The sequence below is a fragment of the Streptomyces mabaensis genome (assembly GCF_053763515.1).
Map to the genome: position 1 here is coordinate 78,311 of NZ_JBSOPZ010000006.1, position 19,299 is coordinate 97,609.

Here is a 19,299-nt window from a genome sequence, read left to right on the forward strand (position 1 = left end):
CCGATCACGTAACGTCAAAACTCGCCAGCAGAGCGTCAGAGCGCATCAGCTGTCTGCCTTCGACCGCTCGGACCAAGAGGAAGGAAACGCATGAAGAAGCGTCTCGGGCTCGCTGGACTCACCGCCGTGGCCGCCCTCCTGTTGGCCGGCATGGCGCAACCGGAGCCGGCAGTCGCGGCGCCGTCAACCGCCGTTCCGGCGGCGGACACCGAGAATCGAGACACCCGGTGACGGCGGCAGCCCTGCCGGTGTGGCCGCGTTCTCCCGGAACTGGGCCGAGCCCTGGACCCTCTCGTTCATGCCGTCCGGAGATGCGGCGCTGGCGACCGAGCGCTATTCGTACCGCGTCATCCGCCTCGGACGCGACGGCTCCAAGACGCAGCTCGGCAAAGTGCCGCACACGTACGCGGCTACACCACCGTCCTCGGCGGAATCCGGCGGGGCGGCGACCACAACGGCGGCAAGATCGCCTTCGGTCCGGACGGGTACCTCTACGTCTCGACCGGCGACGGCCGGCAGCCCGAACTCGCGCAGGACAAAGGCTCGCTCAACGGAAAGATCCTCCGGATCACCAAGACCGGGGCGCCGGCCCCCGGAAACCCGTTCGGCACCCGCGTCTACAGCTACGGCCACCGCAACCCGCAGGGCCTGGCCTGGGACCGCAACGGCCGACTGTGGTCGACGGAGATCGGCGCGGCCAAGTCCGACGAGCTCAACCTGATCAAGCCGGGCGCCAATTACGGCTGGCCCGCCTGCGAGGGCTACTGCAGCGTCGCGGGCATGACCAATCCGAAGAAGACCTGGACGCCGGAGGAAGGTGTGCCCGCCCAGCTCGCCGTCGTGCGCAACGTCATCTACGTGTCCACACTGCGCGGCCGGCGGCTGTGGCGCGTACCGATCGACCGGGACAGCGAGCGCGTCGGTAAGAAGACGGAGTTCTACAGCGGCGCGTACGGCAGGCTGCGCGCCCTCGCGAAGGTCCCCGGTACGGACGAGCTGTGGCTGGGAACCAGTGCACAGGGGTCCGGCAAAGACCAGATCCTCAAAGTGACCATCAGGTAATCCCCAGGTGGTCCCCCCGAGTGGTTCCCCAACGGAAAGGCAGGTACGACCGATGAACCAGACCATGGAACAGACGGAACTGGTCCAGCAGACCTCCGGCGAGGAGGGCGACGACACCACCTGGCAGACCCCCGGTCACCTGGTCGTCGAGACCGCTCTGGAGGTCACCGCCTACTCCCTCAACTCCCGCTAGTCCCCGCCATGCTGCTGCAGGTGCTCGGCACCGCCGCAGGCGGCGGCATCCCCCAGTGGAACTGCGCGTGCCCCGGGTGCTCCGGGGCACGCGCGCACCCGCACTGGCGCCGCCGTCACGCCTCGCTCGCCGTCCGGGCGGGCGAAGGCCAGTGGTTCGTCGTCAACGCGACACCCGACATCGGCGACCAGATCGAGGCCGAGCCCGCACTTCACCCCGGGCCGGGTCCCCGGCAGACGCCGGTCGCCGGACTGGTCCTGACCGACGCCGAACTCGACCACACGCTGGGCATCGCACGGCTGCGCGAGGCCGACGGCCTCCAGGTGCTCGCGACGGCCCCGGTCCGTCAGGCCCTCCTCGACCGCCTGCACCTCGGCGCGGTGCTGGGCCCGTACACCTCCGTGACCTGGCGGGAACTGGAGGGGCACGGCAGCCAGCCGCTCGGCGGTGCCGCGTCCGCCGTGCGGATCAGCGCGATCCCGGTGTCCGGCAAGCGCCCCCGGTACGCCGCCGACGCCCCGGACGACGAGGCGTGGGTCGTCGCGCTGCGCCTGTACGACCCGGCCACCGGCGCGTCCGCCGTCTACGCCCCCGCCCTGGCCGCCTGGCCCGACCGTCTCCAGCAGGCCGCCGCCGAGGCCGACTGCGTCATCGTCGACGGCACCTTCTGGGACGACGAGGAGCCCCGCCGCACCGGCATCTCCACCCGCACCTCGACCGGCATGGGGCACCTGCCCATCGACGGGCCGGGCGGCACCGCCGAGCTGCTCGCCCCGCTCTCCGCCCGGTGCCTCTACACGCACCTCAACAACACCAACCCCCTCGTGGACCCGGCCGCGCCCCAGCACAAGCGGCTCGCCCGGCTGGGCATCGAGGTGGCGCAGGACGGAATGGTGATCGAGCTGTGACCACGGCACTCGCCCCGCTCGCGGAGCCCTGGAGCCCCGCGGAGTTCGAGGCACGACTGCGCGCGGTGGGGGAAGAGCGGTACCACGACCGCCACACCTTCAACGTCCGTATGCACAGCGGGGACCTCAGCCCGGCGGAGCTGCGCCGCTGGATCGCCAACCGCTTCCACTACCAGCGCCACATCCCCGTCAAGGACGCCCTGATCACCGCCAAGCTGGAGACCTCCGCGCTGCGCCGTTTGTGGCTGCGCCGGATCCAGGACCACGACGGACCGGAGGAGGGCGAGGGCGGCATCGAGCGGTGGCTGCGGCTCGGTGAGGCGGCCGGCCTGGACCGCGAGACGCTGCTCCGGGCCGACACGGTGCTGCCGGGAGTACGGCTGGCGGTCGACGGGTACGTCAACTTCTGCCGCCTGCGTCCACTGCTCGAAGCCGTCGCCGCGTCGCTGACCGAGCTGTCCGCCCCGGACCTGATGCGCACCCGCATCGACGCCTTCGAACGCCACTACAAGTGGATCGAGCCCCACGGTCTCGCCTACTTCCGCTCCCGGATCTCCCAGGGCCGCCGCGACAGCGCCGAGGCGCTCGCCCTCGTCCTGGACCGGGCCCGCACGAGGGACGACCAGGAACGCGCCGTCGCCGCGCTCCGCTTCAAGTGCGACGTCCTGTGGTCGCTGCTCGACGCGGTGGACCACGCGGGTCGCCAGGAGCGGGCGTGAGCGCGACGACCGGGAGCGACTGGCGGCCCGCACTCTCCCCTGTCATCGTGCTGCGGCACGACCCGGTACGCGGCACGGACCTGCTGGTCCTTCCCGAACGCGTCGTCGTCCTGACGGGCAAGGCGGGTACGGTCGTCGGCCTGTGCGACGGCACCCGCAGCGTGCACGGGATCGTCGACGAGCTGGCCGAACGCTTTCCCGGCGCCCCCGTGGCCACCGACGTGCCCGCCTTCCTCGACCGGCTGCGCCAGGAGGGCTGGCTCCGATGACCACCACCGCTCCGACCCCCGCCGGGCCGGCCCCCGCCGCGCAGCAGCCCGCCGCACAACAGCCGACCGCACCGGCCGCGGCGCCCGCCCGCCCCTGGGCCCTGCTGGCGGAACTCACCCACGCCTGCCCGCTGCACTGCCCGTACTGTTCCAACCCCCTGGAACTGACACGCCGCTCGCGCGAGCTGACCACCGATCAGTGGACGGACCTGATGCGTCAGGCCGGCGAGTTCGGCGTCGTCCACACCCACCTCTCCGGCGGCGAGCCGCTGCTGCGCCCGGACCTGGAACAGATCGTCGCCGCCGCCGAAGGCGCCGGGATCTACACCCAGCTGGTCACCAGCGGCACCGGTCTCGACGAGGCCCGGCTGACCGCGCTGGCCGGCGCCGGGCTGCGCAGCGTCCAGCTGTCCGTACAGCACGCCGACCCTGGCTCCTCCGACCGGATCGCCGGCCGCGCGTCCTTCGCCGCGAAGGAGCGGGCCGCGGCCCTCGTCCGGGACCGCGGCCTGCCCCTCGGCCTCAACGTCGTCCTGCACCGCGAGAACCTCGACGCCATCGACGCCATCGTCGAACTGGGCCTGTCCTGGGGCGTGGACCGTATCGAGCTGGCCAACACCCAGTTCTACGGCTGGGGTCTGCTCAACCGCGCCGCGCTGCTCCCCGGCCGCGACCAGCTGGCCCGCGCGCGGGACGCGGTCGAGCGGTGGCGGGAGCGGCTGTCCCCCGGCCTCGACCTGGTCTGGGTGGTGCCCGACTACTTCGACGGCGTGGCGAAGCCGTGCATGGGCGGCTGGGGGGCGGTCTCGCTCACCGTCGCGCCGGACGGGACCGTCCTGCCCTGCCCCGCCGCGGCCTCGCTGCCGGACCTCGACCCGCCGAACATCCGCGACCACGCGCTGGCCTGGATCTGGGACCACTCCACGGCCTTCACCCGCTATCGCGGGACCGGTTGGATGGCCGACCCCTGCCGCACCTGCGCCCGCCGCGACGAGGACTTCGGCGGCTGCCGCTGCCAGGCGTACGCGCTGACCGGGGACGCCGCCCGTACGGACCCGGCATGCGCGCTGTCCCCCGACCACGGACTCATCCGGACGGCTGCTGACGGGGCGGCGGACGGGGTGCGGCCGCCGCCGTACGTGTACCGCAGGCCGGGGGCCGATACTGGGGTTAACCCCACTGTGCGCAGCCCGCGTGGCCCGTAGCGTGGCCGCATGGAAGCCCGTGACCAAGAGCTCAAGAAGGAACTCGACGCCACCTTGCAGGCGCGCCGGGAACTGGGGCCGGAGTACGAGTCCGCGCTCCTCGACTCGTTCCTGGAGAAGGTCGAGCAGCGTGTGGACGGGGCGGTGGACCGGCGGGTGCGCCGCCAGCTCGCCGAGCAGCAGATGGTGGCCGCCCGGGGCGCCCGTTCCCCGCACGCCGTGGACGGGAACTTCGGCGAGCGGTACGGCTTCGGCATCATCAGCATGATCCTCGCCGTCCCGCTGTCGGCGATCGGCGCGGCGCAGGCGGGCCTGGAGGGACTGGTCGTCGCCTGGGCCGGGATCGTCGGAGTCAACGCGGTCCACGCGGCGAAGGGGATGCCCTGGTTCCACCGGCGGAACAGATCCGACTGGGAAGACTGACCTGCGGGTGGGCGGGGACCGCCGCACCCCCGGTTGCCCGGGGGGCGGGACGACGGCGGTCCCCGCGGGACACGGGCCGGGTCAGGGCCGGTCTGCCGCGTCCAGGCGTCCATGGAGGTCCGGGAGCCGCTCCGGAGGTCCTTGGCGCCGTTGGTGGTTGCCGGCGGGTCCTGCTGTGTTCCTGCCTGCCGGCAACCACCAATGTGCCCGACCCGTGTTAAGCGGGTGCTGCCGCGACGTGTCGCGCTCGTACCACTTTCGCGAAGCCGAACGGACCCTGGCCGTCCGCTACTTGGTGCCCTTCGCGAGGAACGCCAGCAGGTCCTGACGGCTCACCACACCGGTCGGCTTGCCCTCGACCAGCACGATCGCCGCGTCCGCCTCGCCCAGTACGGCCATCAGGTCGCCCACCGGCTCGCCGGAACCGACCTGCGGCAGCGGCGCGCTCATGTGCTTCTCCAGCGGGTCGCCCAGCGACGCGCGCTGGGTGAACAGCGCGTCCAGCAGCTCGCGCTCGACGACCGAGCCGATGACCTCCGCCGCCATGACGTCGGGGTGGCCGGCGCCCGGCTTCACGATCGGCATCTGCGAGACGCCGTACTCGCGCAGCACCTCGATCGCCTGGCCGACGGTCTCCTCGGGGTGCATGTGCACCAGCGAGGGCAGCCCGCCCTGCTTGTCGGCGAGCACCTCGCCGATGCGCGCCGACGGTCCGGCCTCCTCCAGGAAGCCGTGGCCCGCCATCCACTCGTCGCTGAAGATCTTGCTGAGGTAGCCGCGGCCGCTGTCCGGCAGCAGGACGACGACCACGTCGTCCGGGCCGAGGCCCTCGGCGACGCGCAGCGCCGCCACGACCGCCATACCGCAGGAACCGCCGACGAGGAGGCCCTCCTCCCTGGCGAGGCGGCGGGTCATCTGGAAGGAGTCCTTGTCGGACACCGCGATGATCTCGTCGGTCACCGTGGGGTCGTAGGCGGTCGGCCAGAAGTCCTCACCGACGCCCTCGACGAGGTACGGACGGCCGGAACCGCCGGAGTACACCGAGCCCTCGGGGTCGGCGCCCACGATCCGTACGCGCCCGCCCGAGACCTCCTTGAGGTAGTTGCCGGTGCCGCTGATCGTGCCGCCGGTGCCGACGCCCGCGACGAAGTGGGTGATCTTCCCGTCCGTCTGCTGCCACAGCTCGGGGCCGGTGGTCTCGTAGTGCGAACGGGGGTTGTTCGGGTTGCTGTACTGGTCGGGCTTCCAGGCCCCCGGCGTCTCGCGGACCAGCCGGTCCGAGACGTTGTAGTACGAGTCGGGGTGCTCGGGGTCGACCGCCGTCGGGCAGACGACGACCTCCGCGCCGTACGCGCGCAGCACATTGATCTTGTCGAGTGACACCTTGTCCGGGCAGACGAAGATGCACTTGTAGCCCTTCTGCTGGGCCACGATCGCGAGTCCGACACCGGTGTTGCCGCTGGTCGGCTCGACGATCGTGCCGCCGGGCTTGAGCGCACCGCTCTCCTCCGCCGCCTCGATCATGCGCACGGCGATACGGTCCTTGACCGAGCCGCCGGGGTTGAAGTACTCGACCTTGGCCAGGACGGTTGCCTGGATCCCTTCGGTCACGCTGTTGAGCCTCACCAGCGGGGTGTCGCCGACGAGGCTGATCATCGAGTCGTGGAATTGCACCTTGTTCTCCAGGGAAGCGGTCTCCGGGGTCTCCGGCTACTCCGTGAGGTGTCGCCAGCGTATGCGGAAAGTGATTGGGCGACCGCCGCTACGGGGCAGTTAGCTCTTGAGCGGTTACGAGTAGCTCACGAGTGGCTACGAGGAGGTGGCGGGGACTGTGTCGAGGGCGAGGGTGGCACGGCGCATCGCTGCGGGTGCGGCGTACGGCGGAGGCGGCATCGGCCTCCTGGGTGCGGCGGCAGTCGGACTGGTTCTGGCCGAGGTGCAGCTGGCTAAGCGGACGGTCGGCAACGGGCACAACGCGGACCCGCCCAGCGCCGACGGGCTGTACGGAACGGTCTTCGGCCGGGCCCGGCGGCCGCTGCGGCTGGGCATGCTGGGCGACTCGACGGCGGCCGGGCAGGGTGTGCACCGGGTCCGCCAGACGCCGGGGGCGCTGCTCGCCTCGGGGCTGGCGGCGGTGGCGGAGCGTCAGGTGGAGCTGCGCAACGTGGCGCTGCCGGGAGCCATGTCCGACGACCTGGACCGCCAGGTCATGCTGATGCTGGCGGACCCGACGCGGCGCCCCGACGTCTGCGTGATCATGGTCGGTGCCAACGATGTCACTCACCGGATGCCGCCCACCCAGTCCGTCCGGCATCTCGCCGCCGCCGTGCGCCGGCTGCGTACCGCGGGTGCCGAGGTCGTCGTCGGTACCTGCCCCGACCTGGGCACGATCGAGCCGGTGTACCAGCCGCTGCGCTGGCTGGCGCGGCGGGTGAGCCGGCAGCTGGCCGCGGCGCAGACGATCGGCGTGGTCGAGCAGGGCGGCCGCACGGTCTCACTCGGCGACCTGCTCGGCCCGGAGTTCGCGGCGAACCCGCGGGAGCTGTTCGGGCCGGACAACTACCACCCGTCGGCCGAGGGGTACGCGACCGCGGCCATGGCGATGCTGCCGACCCTGTGCGCCTCGCTCGGCCTGTGGCCGGAGACGGACCAGCTGGACGCGTCGCGCGACGAGGGCATGCTGACGGTCGCGAAGGCGGCGTCGGCCGCCGCGTCGGAGGCCGGTACCGAGGTCACCGGCGCTCGGGCCCCCTGGGCACTGCTCAAGCACCGGCGCCGGCGCCGTCTGCCTGCGGTGACGGACCCGGCGGCGGCCCTGGACCGGTCGGGGGCGAGTGGCGCATCATTGGACTGAGCAAGCGCTTAGAAAAGAGTCCCTCATCACACGGTCACCCCGGTGACCTGAGCGATACGTAGGGGTAACTTCCCACTCAGTCCTGCCCCTTCTCCCTCTCCCTTTCTGGAGCCCCTCATGCCCGAAGCCGTGATCGTCTCTGCCGCCCGCTCCCCCATCGGTCGCGCTTTCAAGGGGTCCTTGAAGGACGTACGGCCGGACGACCTGACCGCGGAGATCATCAAGGCCGCACTCGCCAAGGTGCCCGAGCTCGACCCGCGCGACATCGACGACCTGATGCTCGGCTGCGGCCTGCCCGGCGGCGAGCAGGGCCACAACCTCGGCCGCATCGTGGCCGTACAGATGGGCATGGACCACCTGCCCAGCTGCACCATCACCCGGTACTGCTCCTCGTCGCTGCAGACCTCGCGCATGGCGCTGCACGCCATCAAGGCCGGCGAGGGCGACGTCTTCATCTCGGCCGGTGTCGAGACGGTCTCCCGCAGCGTCAAGGGCAACTCCGACAGCCTCCCGGACACCCACAACCCCCTCTTCGCCGAGGCCCAGGCGCGCACCGCCGCCGTCGCCCAGACCGAGGGCGCGGACTGGCACGACCCGCGCGAGGACGGGCTGGTCCCGGACGCGTACATCGCCATGGGCCAGACCGCCGAGAACCTGGCGCGCCTGAAGGGCGTGACCCGCCGGGACATGGACGAGTTCGGCGTGCGGTCGCAGAACCTCGCCGAGGAAGCCATCAAGAACGGCTTCTGGGAGCGCGAGATCACCCCGGTCACGACCCCGGACGGCACGGTCGTGTCCAAGGACGACGGCCCGCGCGCCGGCGTGACCCTGGAGGGCGTGGAGGGCCTCAAGCCCGTCTTCCGCCCCGACGGCCTGGTCACGGCCGCCAACTGCTGCCCGCTCAACGACGGCGCCGCGGCGCTGGTCATCATGAGCGACACCAAGGCGCGCGAGCTCGGCCTGACGCCGCTGGCGCGGATCGTCTCCACCGGCGTCTCCGGCCTCTCGCCCGAGATCATGGGCTACGGCCCGGTCGAGGCGTCGAAGCAGGCGCTGAGCCGCGCGGGGCTGGGCATCGGCGACATCGACCTGGTCGAGATCAACGAGGCGTTCGCCGCCCAGGTGATCCCGTCGTACCGGGACCTCGGCGTCGACCTGGACAAGCTGAACGTCAACGGCGGGGCGATCGCCGTCGGCCACCCCTTCGGCATGACCGGCGCGCGCATCACCGGCACGCTGATCAACAGCCTCCAGTTCCACGACAAGCAGTTCGGCCTGGAGACCATGTGCGTGGGCGGCGGCCAGGGCATGGCGATGGTCATCGAGCGGCTGAGCTGAGCCGCAGCGGAGGGTGGGGGACGCCTGAGGAACGAAGGCGTCACCCGCCCGCAGCGGAGGCGAAGCGGAACGCGACCATGAGCGGCGAGCGGCTGAGCTGAGCCGCTCAGCGGGCGGCTGGGCCGAACCTGAAGTGATGGTCATCGGGGCGCCCGGCGAACCCCCTCGCACCTGACCCGTGACCGAATCTCCCCCAGGATGTGACCTTTCTCCTGGGGGAGAATCGTTCCCGCAGGTCACAGCCGTTGTGGGGTTAAACGCCGGGTTGAAAGACCTGTCCAATTCGTGACGTAATGCACTGACAACCATTCCCAGACCACGACACTCTGATGTAGGAAGTCCGGGGGATCGACAACACCGGGAGAACGTCAGTGAGCGCCATGTCTTTTGCCCTGCTGCTGACCACGGCCGCTGCCACCGCCGTGGGCGGCGCCGCCCTGCACGCTGCTCACGGGCTGCGCAAGCAGGTCACCGCCCTGCGCGGCGAGCTCGCCGCGCAGAGCCAGGGCCGGGGTCCCGTCGTACCCGCCGCCCGCAGCGCCCTGGACACGCCGGCCGAGATACGCGCCGCCGTGGCCGAGGCCCTCGCCGAGGAGCGCGAGCGTGAGCTCGCCGAGGCGCGTGCGTTCTGGGCCGCTCAGGAGGCCCGCGACGCCGCGGACGCCCCCTCGCTGCTGGGCGGGCTGCACGGGCTGGGCGAGGACGCCCCGCTCTTCCTGCCCCGCCAGGCCGACCTGGTGGGTCTGGAGCCGCTGCTGGAGCTCGACGACGAGCCCGTCACCGAGTTCGCGGAGGACTCCCCCGAGCTCGCGGCGGCCCGCCGTCGCCACCCCTCGCACCCCGACTTCGTACCGGTACAGCCGTCTCCGCTGGGTGACCACGAGCGCACGGTGAGCCGTCTTGAGGAGCTCGCCGAGTCCCGTACCGCCCTCGCGGACGTCCGGCCGGGCCCGCTGGGCACGCTCGACGTGTACGTCTTCTCCGACGGCACCACGCTCTGTATGACGCCGGGCCACCGCGAGACCGCCGAGCGCCTGGCCGCGGCCCTGCGGGACGGCAGCGCGCCGGTCCTGCTGGGCGGCTCGGGCGTCTCGGGCGCTTACGCGCTGACGTTCGCGTGCGGCGAGGAAAGCATCTACATCCTGGCGGACCGCGTCATCGCGTCGCTCTGACCCTGACCCCGGCGCCCGGCGGCCCGCCGCCCGGCCTATTCCAGGGCCCGCGCCGCGGCCGCCTCGACCAGCCTCACGGCCTCGTCCACGTCACCCGAAGTTGACGCCGGCGGGGCCGTTCTCAGTGCCTCCGCCAAATCATGACCCGCGACCGCGACTTGGTCCGCCACCACGAACATCCCGTCGTCCGGCATGATCCGCGGTTCCCGCCCGGGGACCTCCAGACGCTGGGCCCGTACGGCGAGTTCCCTGGCCAGGGCCAGGCCCTCGGCCGCCGCCCCGCGCTGCAGCCGGCTCTGCGGTGCGGCCCTGAGCCGGTCGGCGAATCGGTCCACGGCGGCGGTCAGAGGTGTTGTATCGAGCACGCCGCGACCCTACGCGCCCGTGCGGGACTGTTGCCAACGGGCCAACGCTCAGGCACGGTGGCGTGAAGGACCAGACACGCGCAATGCGTCCGGAGGCGCCGATGTCCCAAGTCTTCTCCGAGGAAACCCACCGGAACATGCTCTCCCGTATCCCACATTGCACCGGTCGTGAAGTCGCCGACTGGATTCGCACCGTCGACGAAGGCCCCGCCCTCTTCCGTTTCGAGGAGAAGGTCAGCTGGCTCCGCAGCGAACACGATCTGGCCTATGGCCATGCCAAAGCGATCATCCATGAGTACGACCTGAGGCGGGCCGCGCGCAAACTGCGCTGACCGCGTCCGACCACGACGAAGGGCCCGCGGATTTCCGCGGGCCCTTCTGTGTTGCCTTACGCCTGCGGGTCAGTCGTCACCCTGCAGGATCGAGAACAGCCGCAGCATCTCCAGGTAGATCCACACCAGGGTCAGGGTGAGGCCGAAGGCCGCCAGCCAGGACTCCTCGCGCGGAGCGCCGTACGCCAGACCGTCCTCGACCTGCTTGAAGTCGAGAGCGAGGAAGCACGCGCCAAGGATGATGCCGATGACACCGAACAGAATGCCGAGGCCGCCGCTGCGGAAGCCGAGGCCGTCACCGCCGCCGAAGACGGCGAACAGCAGGTTGACCGCCATCAGCAGGATGAAGCCCATGGCCGCGGCCATCACGAAGCCGTAGAAACGGCGGGTGACCCGGATCCAGCGCATCTTGTACGCGATGAGCACACCGGCGAAGACCGCCATCGTGCCGAGCACCGCCTGCGCCACCACGCCGTCCGCGATGTACGTGGAGACGGCGCTGCTGATCACTCCGAGGAACACACCCTCGAAGGCGGCGTACGAAAGGATCAGCGCGGGCGACGCCTTGCGCTTGAACGACTGGACCAGCGCCAGCACCAGCGCGACCAGGGCGGCGCCGATGGCGATGCCGTAGGACGTGCCGAGGTTGGCCGGGTCGACGGGGAGAAGGACCCAGGACAGCACGGCGGTCACTACGACCGTGCCGAGCGTCATGGCCGTACGGGCCACGACGTCGTCGATCGTCATGACGTCGGCGCGCGCGGGCGCCTGCGGGGCACCGGTCTGCAGGTCCTGCTGGGCGTACGGGTTCGTCGCGTACGGGTTGGTCGCGGTCCCCTGGGCGTACGGGTTGCCCTGGGTGCCCACAGCGGGGCCCCCGGCCTGCGGCTGCTGCGCGTTGAAGCCCGCGTAGCCGTTGTCGCGGCTGAACCCCCGTCGCGAGAAGACCGGGTTGCTGCTCCTCATTTCACTCCTCCATGGCCACACTGCGCGGCCTTGCCACAAGAGTAATGCGTAAGCAAAGGAAGCACCCTAGTGCTCCGGGAGGATCTTTACCTCGATCGTCACGAGGTGTCACCCCTCCCAAAGGGAGTGTGCCCGGTTCCCCGGGAGGTGTGCACGTTCGATTCGCTCTGCAGGCGGACGCCCGCCAGTGGCCCCGAGACGTCGACCAGCCGGAGCCGGCATGGAACAGGAAGGTCGTGGAGACCGAGGCCGAGAAGTGGCGGGAGCTCGCGAAGCCGGGGCGGCTCCCTTCCCGGTAACACCCTCACGTCCCCAACGAGAGGTGAGGTGTGTGCCCGGAGCCGGACTTGAACCGGCACGGCCCCGAGGGGCCAGCGAGGTTTAAGCTCGCCGTGTCTGCATTCCACCATCCGGGCAGGGCGTGCGGCTCCGTAAAGCGCGGGTTGAGCCTATCGGGACACATCGCCCGAACAGCCGAGCTACTTCCCGATGTTGTCTTATTTTATTGGCGCTTGAGGGTGCGTCAGACCTTCGGAGGCACTGTCGGCACCCGCCGCGCCGCCCGCCGGGGGTGCCGGGCGCGGGCGCGGGAATGACGGGATTTCGACGCCCCGCGACCGGCCGGTCTCAGGGGCGGCGTCATACCCAGGGAGGAGAGGCGGGCCTTCCGGTCAGACTCCAGGGGGCCCCGGGAACGGTCATGCGGACGGATCCCCCGGCCTCGGCGGGCCGACAGGATGGAGTACGTCCCCAGAGATTCGCCGTTCCGACAGGAGCTCCTTCGTGACCACGACCCCCCTCGCCCACCGCGCCACCACCGTGGCGGCTCGCGCCACCGAACTGTCCAAGGTGTACGGACAGGGCGAGACCCAGGTGGTCGCCCTGGACCGGGTCACCGTGGAGTTCCCGCAGGGCGAGTTCACCGCGATCATGGGCCCGTCCGGATCCGGCAAGTCGACGCTGATGCACTGCGTGGCCGGCCTGGACAGCTTCAGCAGCGGCTCCGTACGGATCGGTGACACCGAGCTCGGCGCGCTCAAGGACAAGCAGCTCACTCAGCTGCGCCGGGACAAGATCGGCTTCATCTTCCAGGCCTTCAACCTGCTGCCGACGCTGACGGCCGCGGAGAACATCACCCTGCCGATGGACATCGCGGGCCGCAAGCCCGACAAGGAGTGGCTGGAGAACGTGATCCGCATGGTGGGCCTGTCGGACCGGCTCAGCCACCGGCCGACCCAGCTCTCCGGCGGTCAGCAGCAGCGCGTCGCCGTGGCCCGCGCGCTGGCGAGCCGCCCCGAGATCATCTTCGGTGACGAGCCGACCGGAAACCTCGACTCCCGGTCCGGCGCCGAGGTGCTCGGCTTCCTGCGCAACTCGGTGCGCGAGCTGGGCCAGACCGTCGTCATGGTGACGCACGACCCGGTGGCCGCCTCGTACGCGGACCGCGTGATCTTCCTCGCCGACGGCCGCATCGTCGACGAGATGCTGCGCCCCACCGCCGACGGCGTGCTGGACCGCATGAAGGCCTTCGACGCCAAGGGCCGTACGAGCTGACCGACTGGCTCGAACCGGCGCGAACCGACTCGAACCGGCTCGACCGATCGACCTACTCGACCGACCCCGCTGATCGACCGCTCCGGTCCACCCCTCACACCAGGACTTCCCCATGTTCCGTACCGCCCTGCGCAATGTGCTCGCGCACAAGGCCAGGCTGCTCATGACCGTACTCGCCGTGATGCTCGGCGTGGCCTTCGTCTCCGGCACCCTGGTCTTCACCGACACCCTCGGCAACGCCTACCGCAACCAGTCGGCGAAGAGCTACGACAACGTCGCCGTCTCCGTCACCTCCTACGCCGACCCCACCGCCCGGAACTCGGGCGGCGAGGACGGCAAGGACGGCAAGGAGGAGCCCGGGATCAGCGCGAAGACGCTCGCGAAGATCGAGGGTCTCGACGGCGTCACCTCTGCCACCGGCCGCGTCGACGGCTTCGCCGGCGTCGCCGACCCCGACGGCAAGCTGATCGGCAACGGCTGGTCCAACAAGGGCGGCAACTTCGCCCCCGGCAAGGACAGCCGGGACGGCAAAGACCCTGCCTACACCTTCACCGACGGCACCGGCCCGGTCGAGGCCGACCAGATCGCGCTCGACAAGGACTCCGCCGCCCAGGGCGAGTACCAGGTCGGGGACAAGGTACGGGTCGCCACCAACGGCCCGGTGAAGGAGTACACCCTCTCCGGTGTCTTCACCACCGAGGACGGCGCGGTCAACGCCGGCGGCAGCCTGGTCCTCTTCGACACCGCCGTCGCCCAGCAGCTCTACCTCGAGCCGGGCTACTACAAGGACGTGACCGTCGCCGCCGCCTCCGGCATCTCCGCCCAGCGGATCCTCGACGAGGTCGAGCCGCTGATCCCGGACAACGCCGAGGCGCAGACCGGCAAGCAGCTCGCGGACGACCAGGCCGAGCAGATCGAGCAGGGCCTGTCCGGCCTCAACCAGACGCTGCTCGCCTTCGCCGCCATCGCCCTCTTCGTCGGGGTCTTCCTGATCTCCAACACCTTCTCGATGCTGGTCGCCCAGCGCACCAAGGAACTCGCGCTGCTGCGCGCCGTCGGCGCCTCCCGCAAGCAGGTCAGCCGCTCGGTGCTGAGCGAGGCCCTGGTGGTCGGCGCGGTCGCCTCGGTGATCGGTTTCGTACTCGGCATCGGACTGGCGACCGGGCTGCGCTCCGCGATGAGCTCCTTCGGTGCCAAGGTGCCGGACGGCTCGCTGGTCGTCGCGCCCACCACCATCGCCGCCGCGCTCGGTGTCGGCGTGCTGATCACGATGTTCGCCGCCTGGCTGCCCGCCCGCCGGGCCGCGAAGATCCCGCCGGTCGCGGCCATGGGCAGCGCCCACCTGCCGGCGACCACCAAGTCCCTGGTGCTGCGGAACTCCATCGGCGCCGTACTGACCCTCCTCGGCGCCGCCGCGATCGTCGCGGGGGCGGCGGCCGGCAAGGACGGCAAGATGATCATCGGGGCCGGGGCGTTCCTGGCGCTGATCGGTGTGATCGTGCTGATCCCGCTGCTCTCGCGGCCGGTCATCGCTCTCGTACGGCCGCTGCTGCGGCGCCTGTTCGGGGTGTCCGGCAACCTGGCCAGCCGCAACGCGGTCCGCAACCCGCGGCGCACCGGCGCCACCGCCTCCGCGCTGGCCATCGGGCTCACCCTGGTCACCGGGCTGTCGGTGCTTGGCGTCACGATGGGCCGGGCCGTCGACAAGATGACCACGGACAACATCAAGGCCGACTACATGGTCACGATGGCCAGCGGCGGCGGCCTGGACAAGTCCGTCGTCAGCGCGCTGGAGAAGGCGCCGGGCGTGCGGGCCGTCTCCCCGCAGCAGGCCTCGTACCTCACGATCAAGGGCAGCGGCCAGTCCGTCTCCGGTGTGGTCCCCGGTGACATCGAGAAGGTCATCAACATCCAGACCGTCTCCGGCTCCCTGGACACCCTCGGCAAGGGCGGGATCGCGGTCGCGGAGAAGACGGCGAAGTCCAACGGCTGGAAGCCCGGCGACACGGTCGCGGTCGAGTACGACGACGGCGCGAAGGCGCAGCTGACGGTCGGCGCGACGTACAAGGACAACGAGTTCCTCTCGCCGGTGCTCATCTCCACCGCGCTGCTGGCCCCGCACGAGGAGCAGCCGTACATCCCCGAGGTCTGGGTCACGACGGACGGCGGCGCGAGCAAGACCGCCGAGGAGGCCGTCGTCCACGCCCTCGGTGACAACCCGGCCATGAGCGTGATGGACCAGCAGGACATCCGGAACACCTTCGGCGGCATGATCAACACCGTGCTGAACATCATGTACGGACTGCTGGCGATGGCCCTGCTCATCGCGGTCCTGGGTGTCGTCAACACGCTGGCCATGTCGGTCTTCGAGCGCCAGCAGGAGATCGGCATGCTGCGGGCGATCGGTCTCGACCGCCGCCGGGTGAAGCGGATGATCCGGCTGGAGGCCGTGGTGATCTCGCTGTTCGGCGCGGTGATCGGCGTCGGTCTCGGCACCTTCCTGGGCTGGGCGATCGGCCAGACGGTCAAGAGCTCGGTGCCGGGCTACGCCCTGGTCATCCCGTGGGACCGGATCGGCCTCTTCCTGGCGCTGGCCGCGCTGGTGGGCGTGCTGGCGGCGATGTGGCCGGCACGCAGCGCGGCGAAGCTGAACATGCTGACCGCCATCAAGACCGATTGACCTCCTCGCCCTCATAGGTGAGGGCGATTCTCTCCCTGCCCTCCGTGGCGAACGGTTGGGCTTGAGGTGGGTTCCTGTTTCTACGCGCGCGCCCTGATTGCCGACCAGGGTCTTACCGTGCTCCACAGACGTTTACCTGGAGTGCTTGCTCTCCGGGGCCCCCGGTCCGGGGGTGGGTGGTCTCTGGGCTGCTGCGAAGATGCGGCGGCCCTCGTGTCGGATGTTCTTTCCCGCGTTCCAGTCGCGGTCGTGGATGGTGTCGCAGTTCGGGCAGGTCCAGGTGCGGACGTTGAGCGGCTTGGGGCCGTCGCGGAATCCGCAGGCAGAGCAGACCTGTGAGGAGGGGAAGAACCGGTCCACTTTGGTGAAGGTGCGTCCGCGCCGGGTGGACTTGTATTCGCACAACTTTAGGAATTGGGACCACCCGGCGTCGTGGACGCCCTTGGAGTGGAGTCCGCGCGCCAGTCCACGCACGTTCAGGTCCTCGGCATAGACAGCTTGGTTTTCGCTGGTCAGCTTGTGAGACCACTGGTGGTGGAAGTTGCGGCGCGCGTCAGCAACCTTGGCGTGAGCGCGGGCAACTTTGATGCGGGCCTTGTCCCGGCTCTTGCTGCCCTTCTGCTTCCGCGACAGTTCCCGCTGCCGCTTCTTCAGCTTCTTCGGCGAGTGGATGTGCGTGCCGTCCGCGAGGACGGCGAAGCGGGTCAGACCGAGGTCGATTCCCTGGTCCGAGTCGGTGGGCGGGAAAATGTCAACGGCCGGGTCTGTCTCCACCACGAACGAGGCGAAGTACCTGCCCGACGCGTCCTTGATGACCGTCACGGTGGATGGCGTGGAGGGAAGCGGACGGGACCAGCGCACCTTCACCGGTCCGATCTTGGGAAGGTTCAGCTTCCCGTCCTGGGTGATCGACCACCGGGCGTTGGCGGTGAAGCGGATCGACTGCCGGTCGTCCTTGCGGGACTTGAACCGGGGCTCGGCGATCTTTGGCCCCTTGCGGGTGCCCTTCATCGACGCGAAGAAGTTGGAGTACGCGGTGTCCAGGTCCCGCAACGACTGCTGGAGTACGACGGCTGAAGTGTCGGCCAGCCATGCACGGGCCTCGGTTTTCTTCGCCTCGGTGATGACCTGCTTGGACAAGTCCCCGATCTTCGGATACGGCCTGCTCTGCTCATGGGCCTCCTTCCGGGCACGAAGGGCGTCGTTGAAGACCACCCTCGCGCAGCCGAACGACCGGGTCAGCGCGATGCACTGACCGGGCGTCGGCTCGATCCGGAATGAGTACCTGAGCTGCATGAGGATCACCATACATACTTGGGTTATGGCTGACATGCAGAACATCAGGACTGGTCGACACTGTGCTTTCGCCCTCCACGCCCACTTGGTTTTCGTGACGAAGTACCGGCATAAGGTGTTCACCGACGCGCACCTCAAGAGGATGGAAGAGATCATGCGCGCGGTATGCGCCGACTTCGAGTGCGAGCTGATCGAGTTCAACGGCGAGGACAGCCATGTGCACCTGCTCGTGAACTTCCCGCCCAAGGTTGCTCTGTCCAAGCTGGTCAACTCCCTCAAGGGCGTCTCCTCCCGCAGGCTCCGCCAGGAGTACCCCGAACTGGTCCGGCACTACTGGCGCGCACAGCGCCTGTGGTCCGGTTCCTACTTCGCCGGATCGGTCGGCGGGGCTCCGCTGTCAATAGTCCGTCAGTACATCGAGCAGCAGAATCGTCCGCTGTGACCTGCCAGTCAGAGCACGTCTCAGAATCGCTTCACCACCGGGCTCGAGCCCGATCCACTGCGATTAGTCCCGGCAGGTCCGGCAGCTACTCCGAAGGACCCCGCGGCCGTCCCTCGGAGACGATCGCCGGGCCCTTCGGCCGTACGCCCTGCGGCCTTGCGCCTATGACCCTTCGCAGTAGGTCATCAGCTGGTCGTGGTTGGCCTTGAACTGGTCGTACAGCGCGGGATTGTCGATCTTCAGCAGCGTCTCGTCGTTCGCTCGCAGCGCCGGGTAGGTGTAGTTGTGGCTGCCCGCGAAGACCAGCTTCTTTCCGGCGGCACCGTCGTACGTGCCGTTGACCAGCAGGTACTTGGAGTGCAGTCCGGCCTTCGCGGTGCCCGCGCCGCGGCCCTCGTAGCACTCCACGCGCTTGGTGAGCTTGCCAGAGATGGTGGACTCCACGACCGTGCCCATCGAGCCGGGGGCACCGTCGTGCGCCAGGGTGACGGAGCATCCGGCGCTCTTGAGTGCCACCAGCCGTTGTGCGACAGCGTTACGGGTGAAGAGGTTGGCGGCCATCCGCACCTGGGTGCCGCCGCCGCAGCTGACGTTGTCGAGGATCAGCTTGACGGTGTCGGTGGACGGGTCGTCGTTGAACTCGCTGCCCGCGGCCTCTTGGCGCGGGAAGAAGTACGCCTTGTACGCGCCGCTCGACGGGGTCTTGTAGTAGTGACTCAGCCCGGACTCGGTGCCGTACTTCAGCAGATCGGCGAAGTACGCCTGGTAGATGTCGTAGAGACCACCGTCGACGATCGTCACCGCGTTGTTGAAGAGGTCGGTGCGCTGCAGGTTGGTCATATTGGCCGAGGACTGTACGACGACCTTTTCCGCGCCTCCCACCTGGGAGAATAGGAAGAACTTGTTGTGGTTGATGGTGCCGTCGGTATCGCCCGCGAGCACCCGGCTGCCGATGCAGGCGCGCTGGACCGGGCAGGCCAGTACCCAGGAGGACTTGGTCCGGTCGGTGCCGAGGCCCTCGGCGAGGTTGTCGTACTCACCGCCGTTCATCGTCGCCGAGGTGCGGTCGAGGATCACCTTGACCGAGACGCCCCGGCCCTTGGCGGCGATCAGTGCGTCGCGGACGGTGTCCTCGGTGAAGGTGTACATCGAGACGGTGATCGAGGTACCCGGCTGGGTGTCGTTGATCAGGGCGACGACATGGTCGCGGACCCGGTTCTGCTCGGTCGCGGTCCCGCCGGGGTGGTTGAACGTGGCGGTCGTGGTGACGGCGAGCGCTTCGGGTCCCGCGGACGCGGTGGCGGCGGCGAGGGTGACGACGGATATGAGCGCAGCAGCGAGGCTCAGCAGCCACGTGGTGGGGCGGCGCAAAGGGACTCCTTCATCCTGACGATTATTGGCAGATTCATGACAAATCGGGAATCGCACTTCCGACGCACAAAAAAGGGGAGGCGAGGTCGCAGGGCCTTCTCGGCCTCAGCGAACCCGCCTCCCGTCCGAGCCCGAAGATTCGAACGTATC

General features: G+C 69.8%; 20 protein-coding genes and 1 tRNA gene. 15 read left to right on the forward strand and 6 right to left on the reverse strand.

The window, feature by feature from the left end; all coding sequences use genetic code 11:
- Positions 1 to 90: 90 nt before the first annotated feature.
- The 8 genes from ACWV17_RS07265 (at position 91) to ACWV17_RS07300 (ending at position 4,779) form a co-directional block, all read left to right on the forward strand.
- Positions 91 to 231, forward strand: coding sequence for a hypothetical protein (locus ACWV17_RS07265; protein ID WP_455358967.1), 141 nt, complete (start codon positions 91 to 93; stop codon positions 229 to 231).
- Between the two features lie 234 nt (positions 232 to 465).
- Positions 466 to 1,062, forward strand: coding sequence for a PQQ-dependent sugar dehydrogenase (locus ACWV17_RS07270; protein WP_455359074.1), 597 nt, complete (start codon positions 466 to 468; stop codon positions 1,060 to 1,062).
- 52 nt (positions 1,063 to 1,114) lie between these two features.
- Positions 1,115 to 1,255: a pyrroloquinoline quinone precursor peptide PqqA gene (locus tag ACWV17_RS07275; protein ID WP_455351404.1), complete on the forward strand. Its 141-nt coding sequence runs from the start codon at positions 1,115 to 1,117 to the stop codon at positions 1,253 to 1,255.
- 8 nt (positions 1,256 to 1,263) lie between these two features.
- Entirely contained in the window at positions 1,264 to 2,163 is a 900-nt protein-coding gene (gene pqqB, locus ACWV17_RS07280) for a pyrroloquinoline quinone biosynthesis protein PqqB (protein WP_455358968.1), read from the forward strand.
- Positions 2,160 to 2,882: a pyrroloquinoline-quinone synthase PqqC gene (gene pqqC, locus ACWV17_RS07285; protein WP_455358969.1), complete on the forward strand. Its 723-nt coding sequence runs from the start codon at positions 2,160 to 2,162 to the stop codon at positions 2,880 to 2,882. Before pqqB ends, pqqC begins: the two co-directional genes overlap by 4 nt.
- On the forward strand, positions 2,879 to 3,151 hold the full coding sequence (gene pqqD, locus ACWV17_RS07290) for a pyrroloquinoline quinone biosynthesis peptide chaperone PqqD (RefSeq protein ID WP_455351401.1): 273 nt from the start codon (positions 2,879 to 2,881) through the stop codon (positions 3,149 to 3,151). Before pqqC ends, pqqD begins: the two co-directional genes overlap by 4 nt.
- Positions 3,148 to 4,356 carry a pyrroloquinoline quinone biosynthesis protein PqqE gene (pqqE, locus tag ACWV17_RS07295; RefSeq protein ID WP_455358970.1) on the forward strand — a complete coding sequence of 403 codons (1,209 nt, stop codon included), beginning with the start codon at positions 3,148 to 3,150 and terminating at the stop codon, positions 4,354 to 4,356. The genes pqqD and pqqE overlap by 4 nt, the downstream gene beginning before the upstream one ends.
- A gap of 9 nt (positions 4,357 to 4,365) precedes the next feature.
- Positions 4,366 to 4,779, forward strand: a complete 414-nt coding sequence (locus ACWV17_RS07300) for a hypothetical protein (protein WP_455351399.1) — start codon at positions 4,366 to 4,368, stop codon at positions 4,777 to 4,779.
- A gap of 288 nt (positions 4,780 to 5,067) precedes the next feature.
- Here ACWV17_RS07300 and ACWV17_RS07305 read toward each other — a convergent pair whose 3' ends face one another.
- On the reverse strand, positions 5,068 to 6,453 hold the full coding sequence (locus tag ACWV17_RS07305) for a cystathionine beta-synthase (RefSeq protein ID WP_455351398.1): 1,386 nt from the start codon (positions 6,451 to 6,453) through the stop codon (positions 5,068 to 5,070).
- A 172-nt stretch (positions 6,454 to 6,625) separates the two neighbouring features.
- On the opposite strand from ACWV17_RS07305, the gene ACWV17_RS07310 reads away from it, so the two are divergent.
- The 3 genes from ACWV17_RS07310 to ACWV17_RS07320 all read left to right on the forward strand — a co-directional run bounded on the left by ACWV17_RS07310 (position 6,626) and on the right by ACWV17_RS07320 (position 10,143).
- Positions 6,626 to 7,633 (forward strand): SGNH/GDSL hydrolase family protein, encoded by a 1,008-nt coding sequence (locus ACWV17_RS07310; RefSeq protein ID WP_455351496.1) that lies wholly within the window; start codon positions 6,626 to 6,628, stop codon positions 7,631 to 7,633.
- Positions 7,634 to 7,750: 117 nt separating this feature from the next.
- Positions 7,751 to 8,971, forward strand: coding sequence for an acetyl-CoA C-acetyltransferase (locus ACWV17_RS07315; protein ID WP_455358971.1), 1,221 nt, complete (start codon positions 7,751 to 7,753; stop codon positions 8,969 to 8,971).
- A gap of 380 nt (positions 8,972 to 9,351) precedes the next feature.
- Positions 9,352 to 10,143 carry a hypothetical protein gene (locus tag ACWV17_RS07320; protein ID WP_455359075.1) on the forward strand — a complete coding sequence of 264 codons (792 nt, stop codon included), beginning with the start codon at positions 9,352 to 9,354 and terminating at the stop codon, positions 10,141 to 10,143.
- A 35-nt stretch (positions 10,144 to 10,178) separates the two neighbouring features.
- Here the strand turns inward: ACWV17_RS07320 and ACWV17_RS07325 are convergent, their stop codons facing one another.
- On the reverse strand, positions 10,179 to 10,508 hold the full coding sequence (locus ACWV17_RS07325) for a hypothetical protein (RefSeq protein ID WP_455358972.1): 330 nt from the start codon (positions 10,506 to 10,508) through the stop codon (positions 10,179 to 10,181).
- A 101-nt stretch (positions 10,509 to 10,609) separates the two neighbouring features.
- Here ACWV17_RS07325 and ACWV17_RS07330 point away from each other — a divergent pair, with 101 nt between their 5' ends.
- Positions 10,610 to 10,840, forward strand: coding sequence for a DUF4287 domain-containing protein (locus ACWV17_RS07330; RefSeq protein ID WP_455351494.1), 231 nt, complete (start codon positions 10,610 to 10,612; stop codon positions 10,838 to 10,840).
- Positions 10,841 to 10,909: 69 nt separating this feature from the next.
- Here ACWV17_RS07330 and ACWV17_RS07335 read toward each other — a convergent pair whose 3' ends face one another.
- Both ACWV17_RS07335 and ACWV17_RS07340 read right to left on the reverse strand, forming a co-directional pair.
- Positions 10,910 to 11,806, reverse strand: coding sequence for a Bax inhibitor-1/YccA family protein (locus ACWV17_RS07335; protein ID WP_455351395.1), 897 nt, complete (start codon positions 11,804 to 11,806; stop codon positions 10,910 to 10,912).
- Positions 11,807 to 12,138: 332 nt separating this feature from the next.
- Positions 12,139 to 12,222: transfer RNA gene (locus ACWV17_RS07340), tRNA-Leu, on the reverse strand.
- Positions 12,223 to 12,589: 367 nt separating this feature from the next.
- Between ACWV17_RS07340 and ACWV17_RS07345 the strand changes: the two genes are divergently transcribed.
- On the forward strand, positions 12,590 to 13,360 hold the full coding sequence (locus tag ACWV17_RS07345; RefSeq protein WP_455358973.1) for an ABC transporter ATP-binding protein: 771 nt from the start codon (positions 12,590 to 12,592) through the stop codon (positions 13,358 to 13,360).
- Positions 13,361 to 13,472: 112 nt separating this feature from the next.
- Entirely contained in the window at positions 13,473 to 16,040 is a 2,568-nt protein-coding gene (locus ACWV17_RS07350; protein WP_455358974.1) for an ABC transporter permease, read from the forward strand.
- 132 nt (positions 16,041 to 16,172) lie between these two features.
- Here the strand turns inward: ACWV17_RS07350 and ACWV17_RS07355 are convergent, their stop codons facing one another.
- Positions 16,173 to 17,336, reverse strand: a complete 1,164-nt coding sequence (locus ACWV17_RS07355; RefSeq protein ID WP_455358975.1) for an RNA-guided endonuclease InsQ/TnpB family protein — start codon at positions 17,334 to 17,336, stop codon at positions 16,173 to 16,175.
- Between the two features lie 25 nt (positions 17,337 to 17,361).
- On the opposite strand from ACWV17_RS07355, the gene tnpA reads away from it, so the two are divergent.
- Positions 17,362 to 17,778, forward strand: coding sequence for an IS200/IS605 family transposase (tnpA, locus tag ACWV17_RS07360; RefSeq protein WP_455351385.1), 417 nt, complete (start codon positions 17,362 to 17,364; stop codon positions 17,776 to 17,778).
- A gap of 162 nt (positions 17,779 to 17,940) precedes the next feature.
- On the opposite strand, the gene ACWV17_RS07365 is transcribed toward tnpA, so the two are convergent.
- The gene (locus ACWV17_RS07365) at positions 17,941 to 19,149 is read right to left on the reverse strand and encodes a phospholipase D-like domain-containing protein (protein ID WP_455351384.1); all 1,209 of its coding nucleotides are present in this window, start codon (positions 19,147 to 19,149) and stop codon (positions 17,941 to 17,943) included.
- Positions 19,150 to 19,299 lie beyond the last annotated feature (150 nt).

What these genes read in the sequence shown, in the direction of transcription:
- tnpA (WP_455351385.1), top strand. Translation starts at nt 17,362, where the DNA reads ATGGCTGACATGCAGAACATCAGGACTGGTCGACACTGTGCTTTCGCC.
- pqqE (WP_455358970.1), top strand. Translation starts at nt 3,148, where the DNA reads ATGACCACCACCGCTCCGACCCCCGCCGGGCCGGCCCCCGCCGCGCAG.
- ACWV17_RS07300 (WP_455351399.1), top strand. Translation starts at nt 4,366, where the DNA reads ATGGAAGCCCGTGACCAAGAGCTCAAGAAGGAACTCGACGCCACCTTG.
- ACWV17_RS07265 (WP_455358967.1), top strand. Translation starts at nt 91, where the DNA reads ATGAAGAAGCGTCTCGGGCTCGCTGGACTCACCGCCGTGGCCGCCCTC.
- ACWV17_RS07355 (WP_455358975.1), bottom strand. Translation starts at nt 17,336, where the DNA reads ATGCAGCTCAGGTACTCATTCCGGATCGAGCCGACGCCCGGTCAGTGC.
- pqqB (WP_455358968.1), top strand. Translation starts at nt 1,264, where the DNA reads ATGCTGCTGCAGGTGCTCGGCACCGCCGCAGGCGGCGGCATCCCCCAG.
- ACWV17_RS07315 (WP_455358971.1), top strand. Translation starts at nt 7,751, where the DNA reads ATGCCCGAAGCCGTGATCGTCTCTGCCGCCCGCTCCCCCATCGGTCGC.
- ACWV17_RS07275 (WP_455351404.1), top strand. Translation starts at nt 1,115, where the DNA reads ATGAACCAGACCATGGAACAGACGGAACTGGTCCAGCAGACCTCCGGC.
- ACWV17_RS07330 (WP_455351494.1), top strand. Translation starts at nt 10,610, where the DNA reads ATGTCCCAAGTCTTCTCCGAGGAAACCCACCGGAACATGCTCTCCCGT.
- ACWV17_RS07320 (WP_455359075.1), top strand. Translation starts at nt 9,352, where the DNA reads ATGTCTTTTGCCCTGCTGCTGACCACGGCCGCTGCCACCGCCGTGGGC.
- ACWV17_RS07335 (WP_455351395.1), bottom strand. Translation starts at nt 11,806, where the DNA reads ATGAGGAGCAGCAACCCGGTCTTCTCGCGACGGGGGTTCAGCCGCGAC.
- ACWV17_RS07350 (WP_455358974.1), top strand. Translation starts at nt 13,473, where the DNA reads ATGTTCCGTACCGCCCTGCGCAATGTGCTCGCGCACAAGGCCAGGCTG.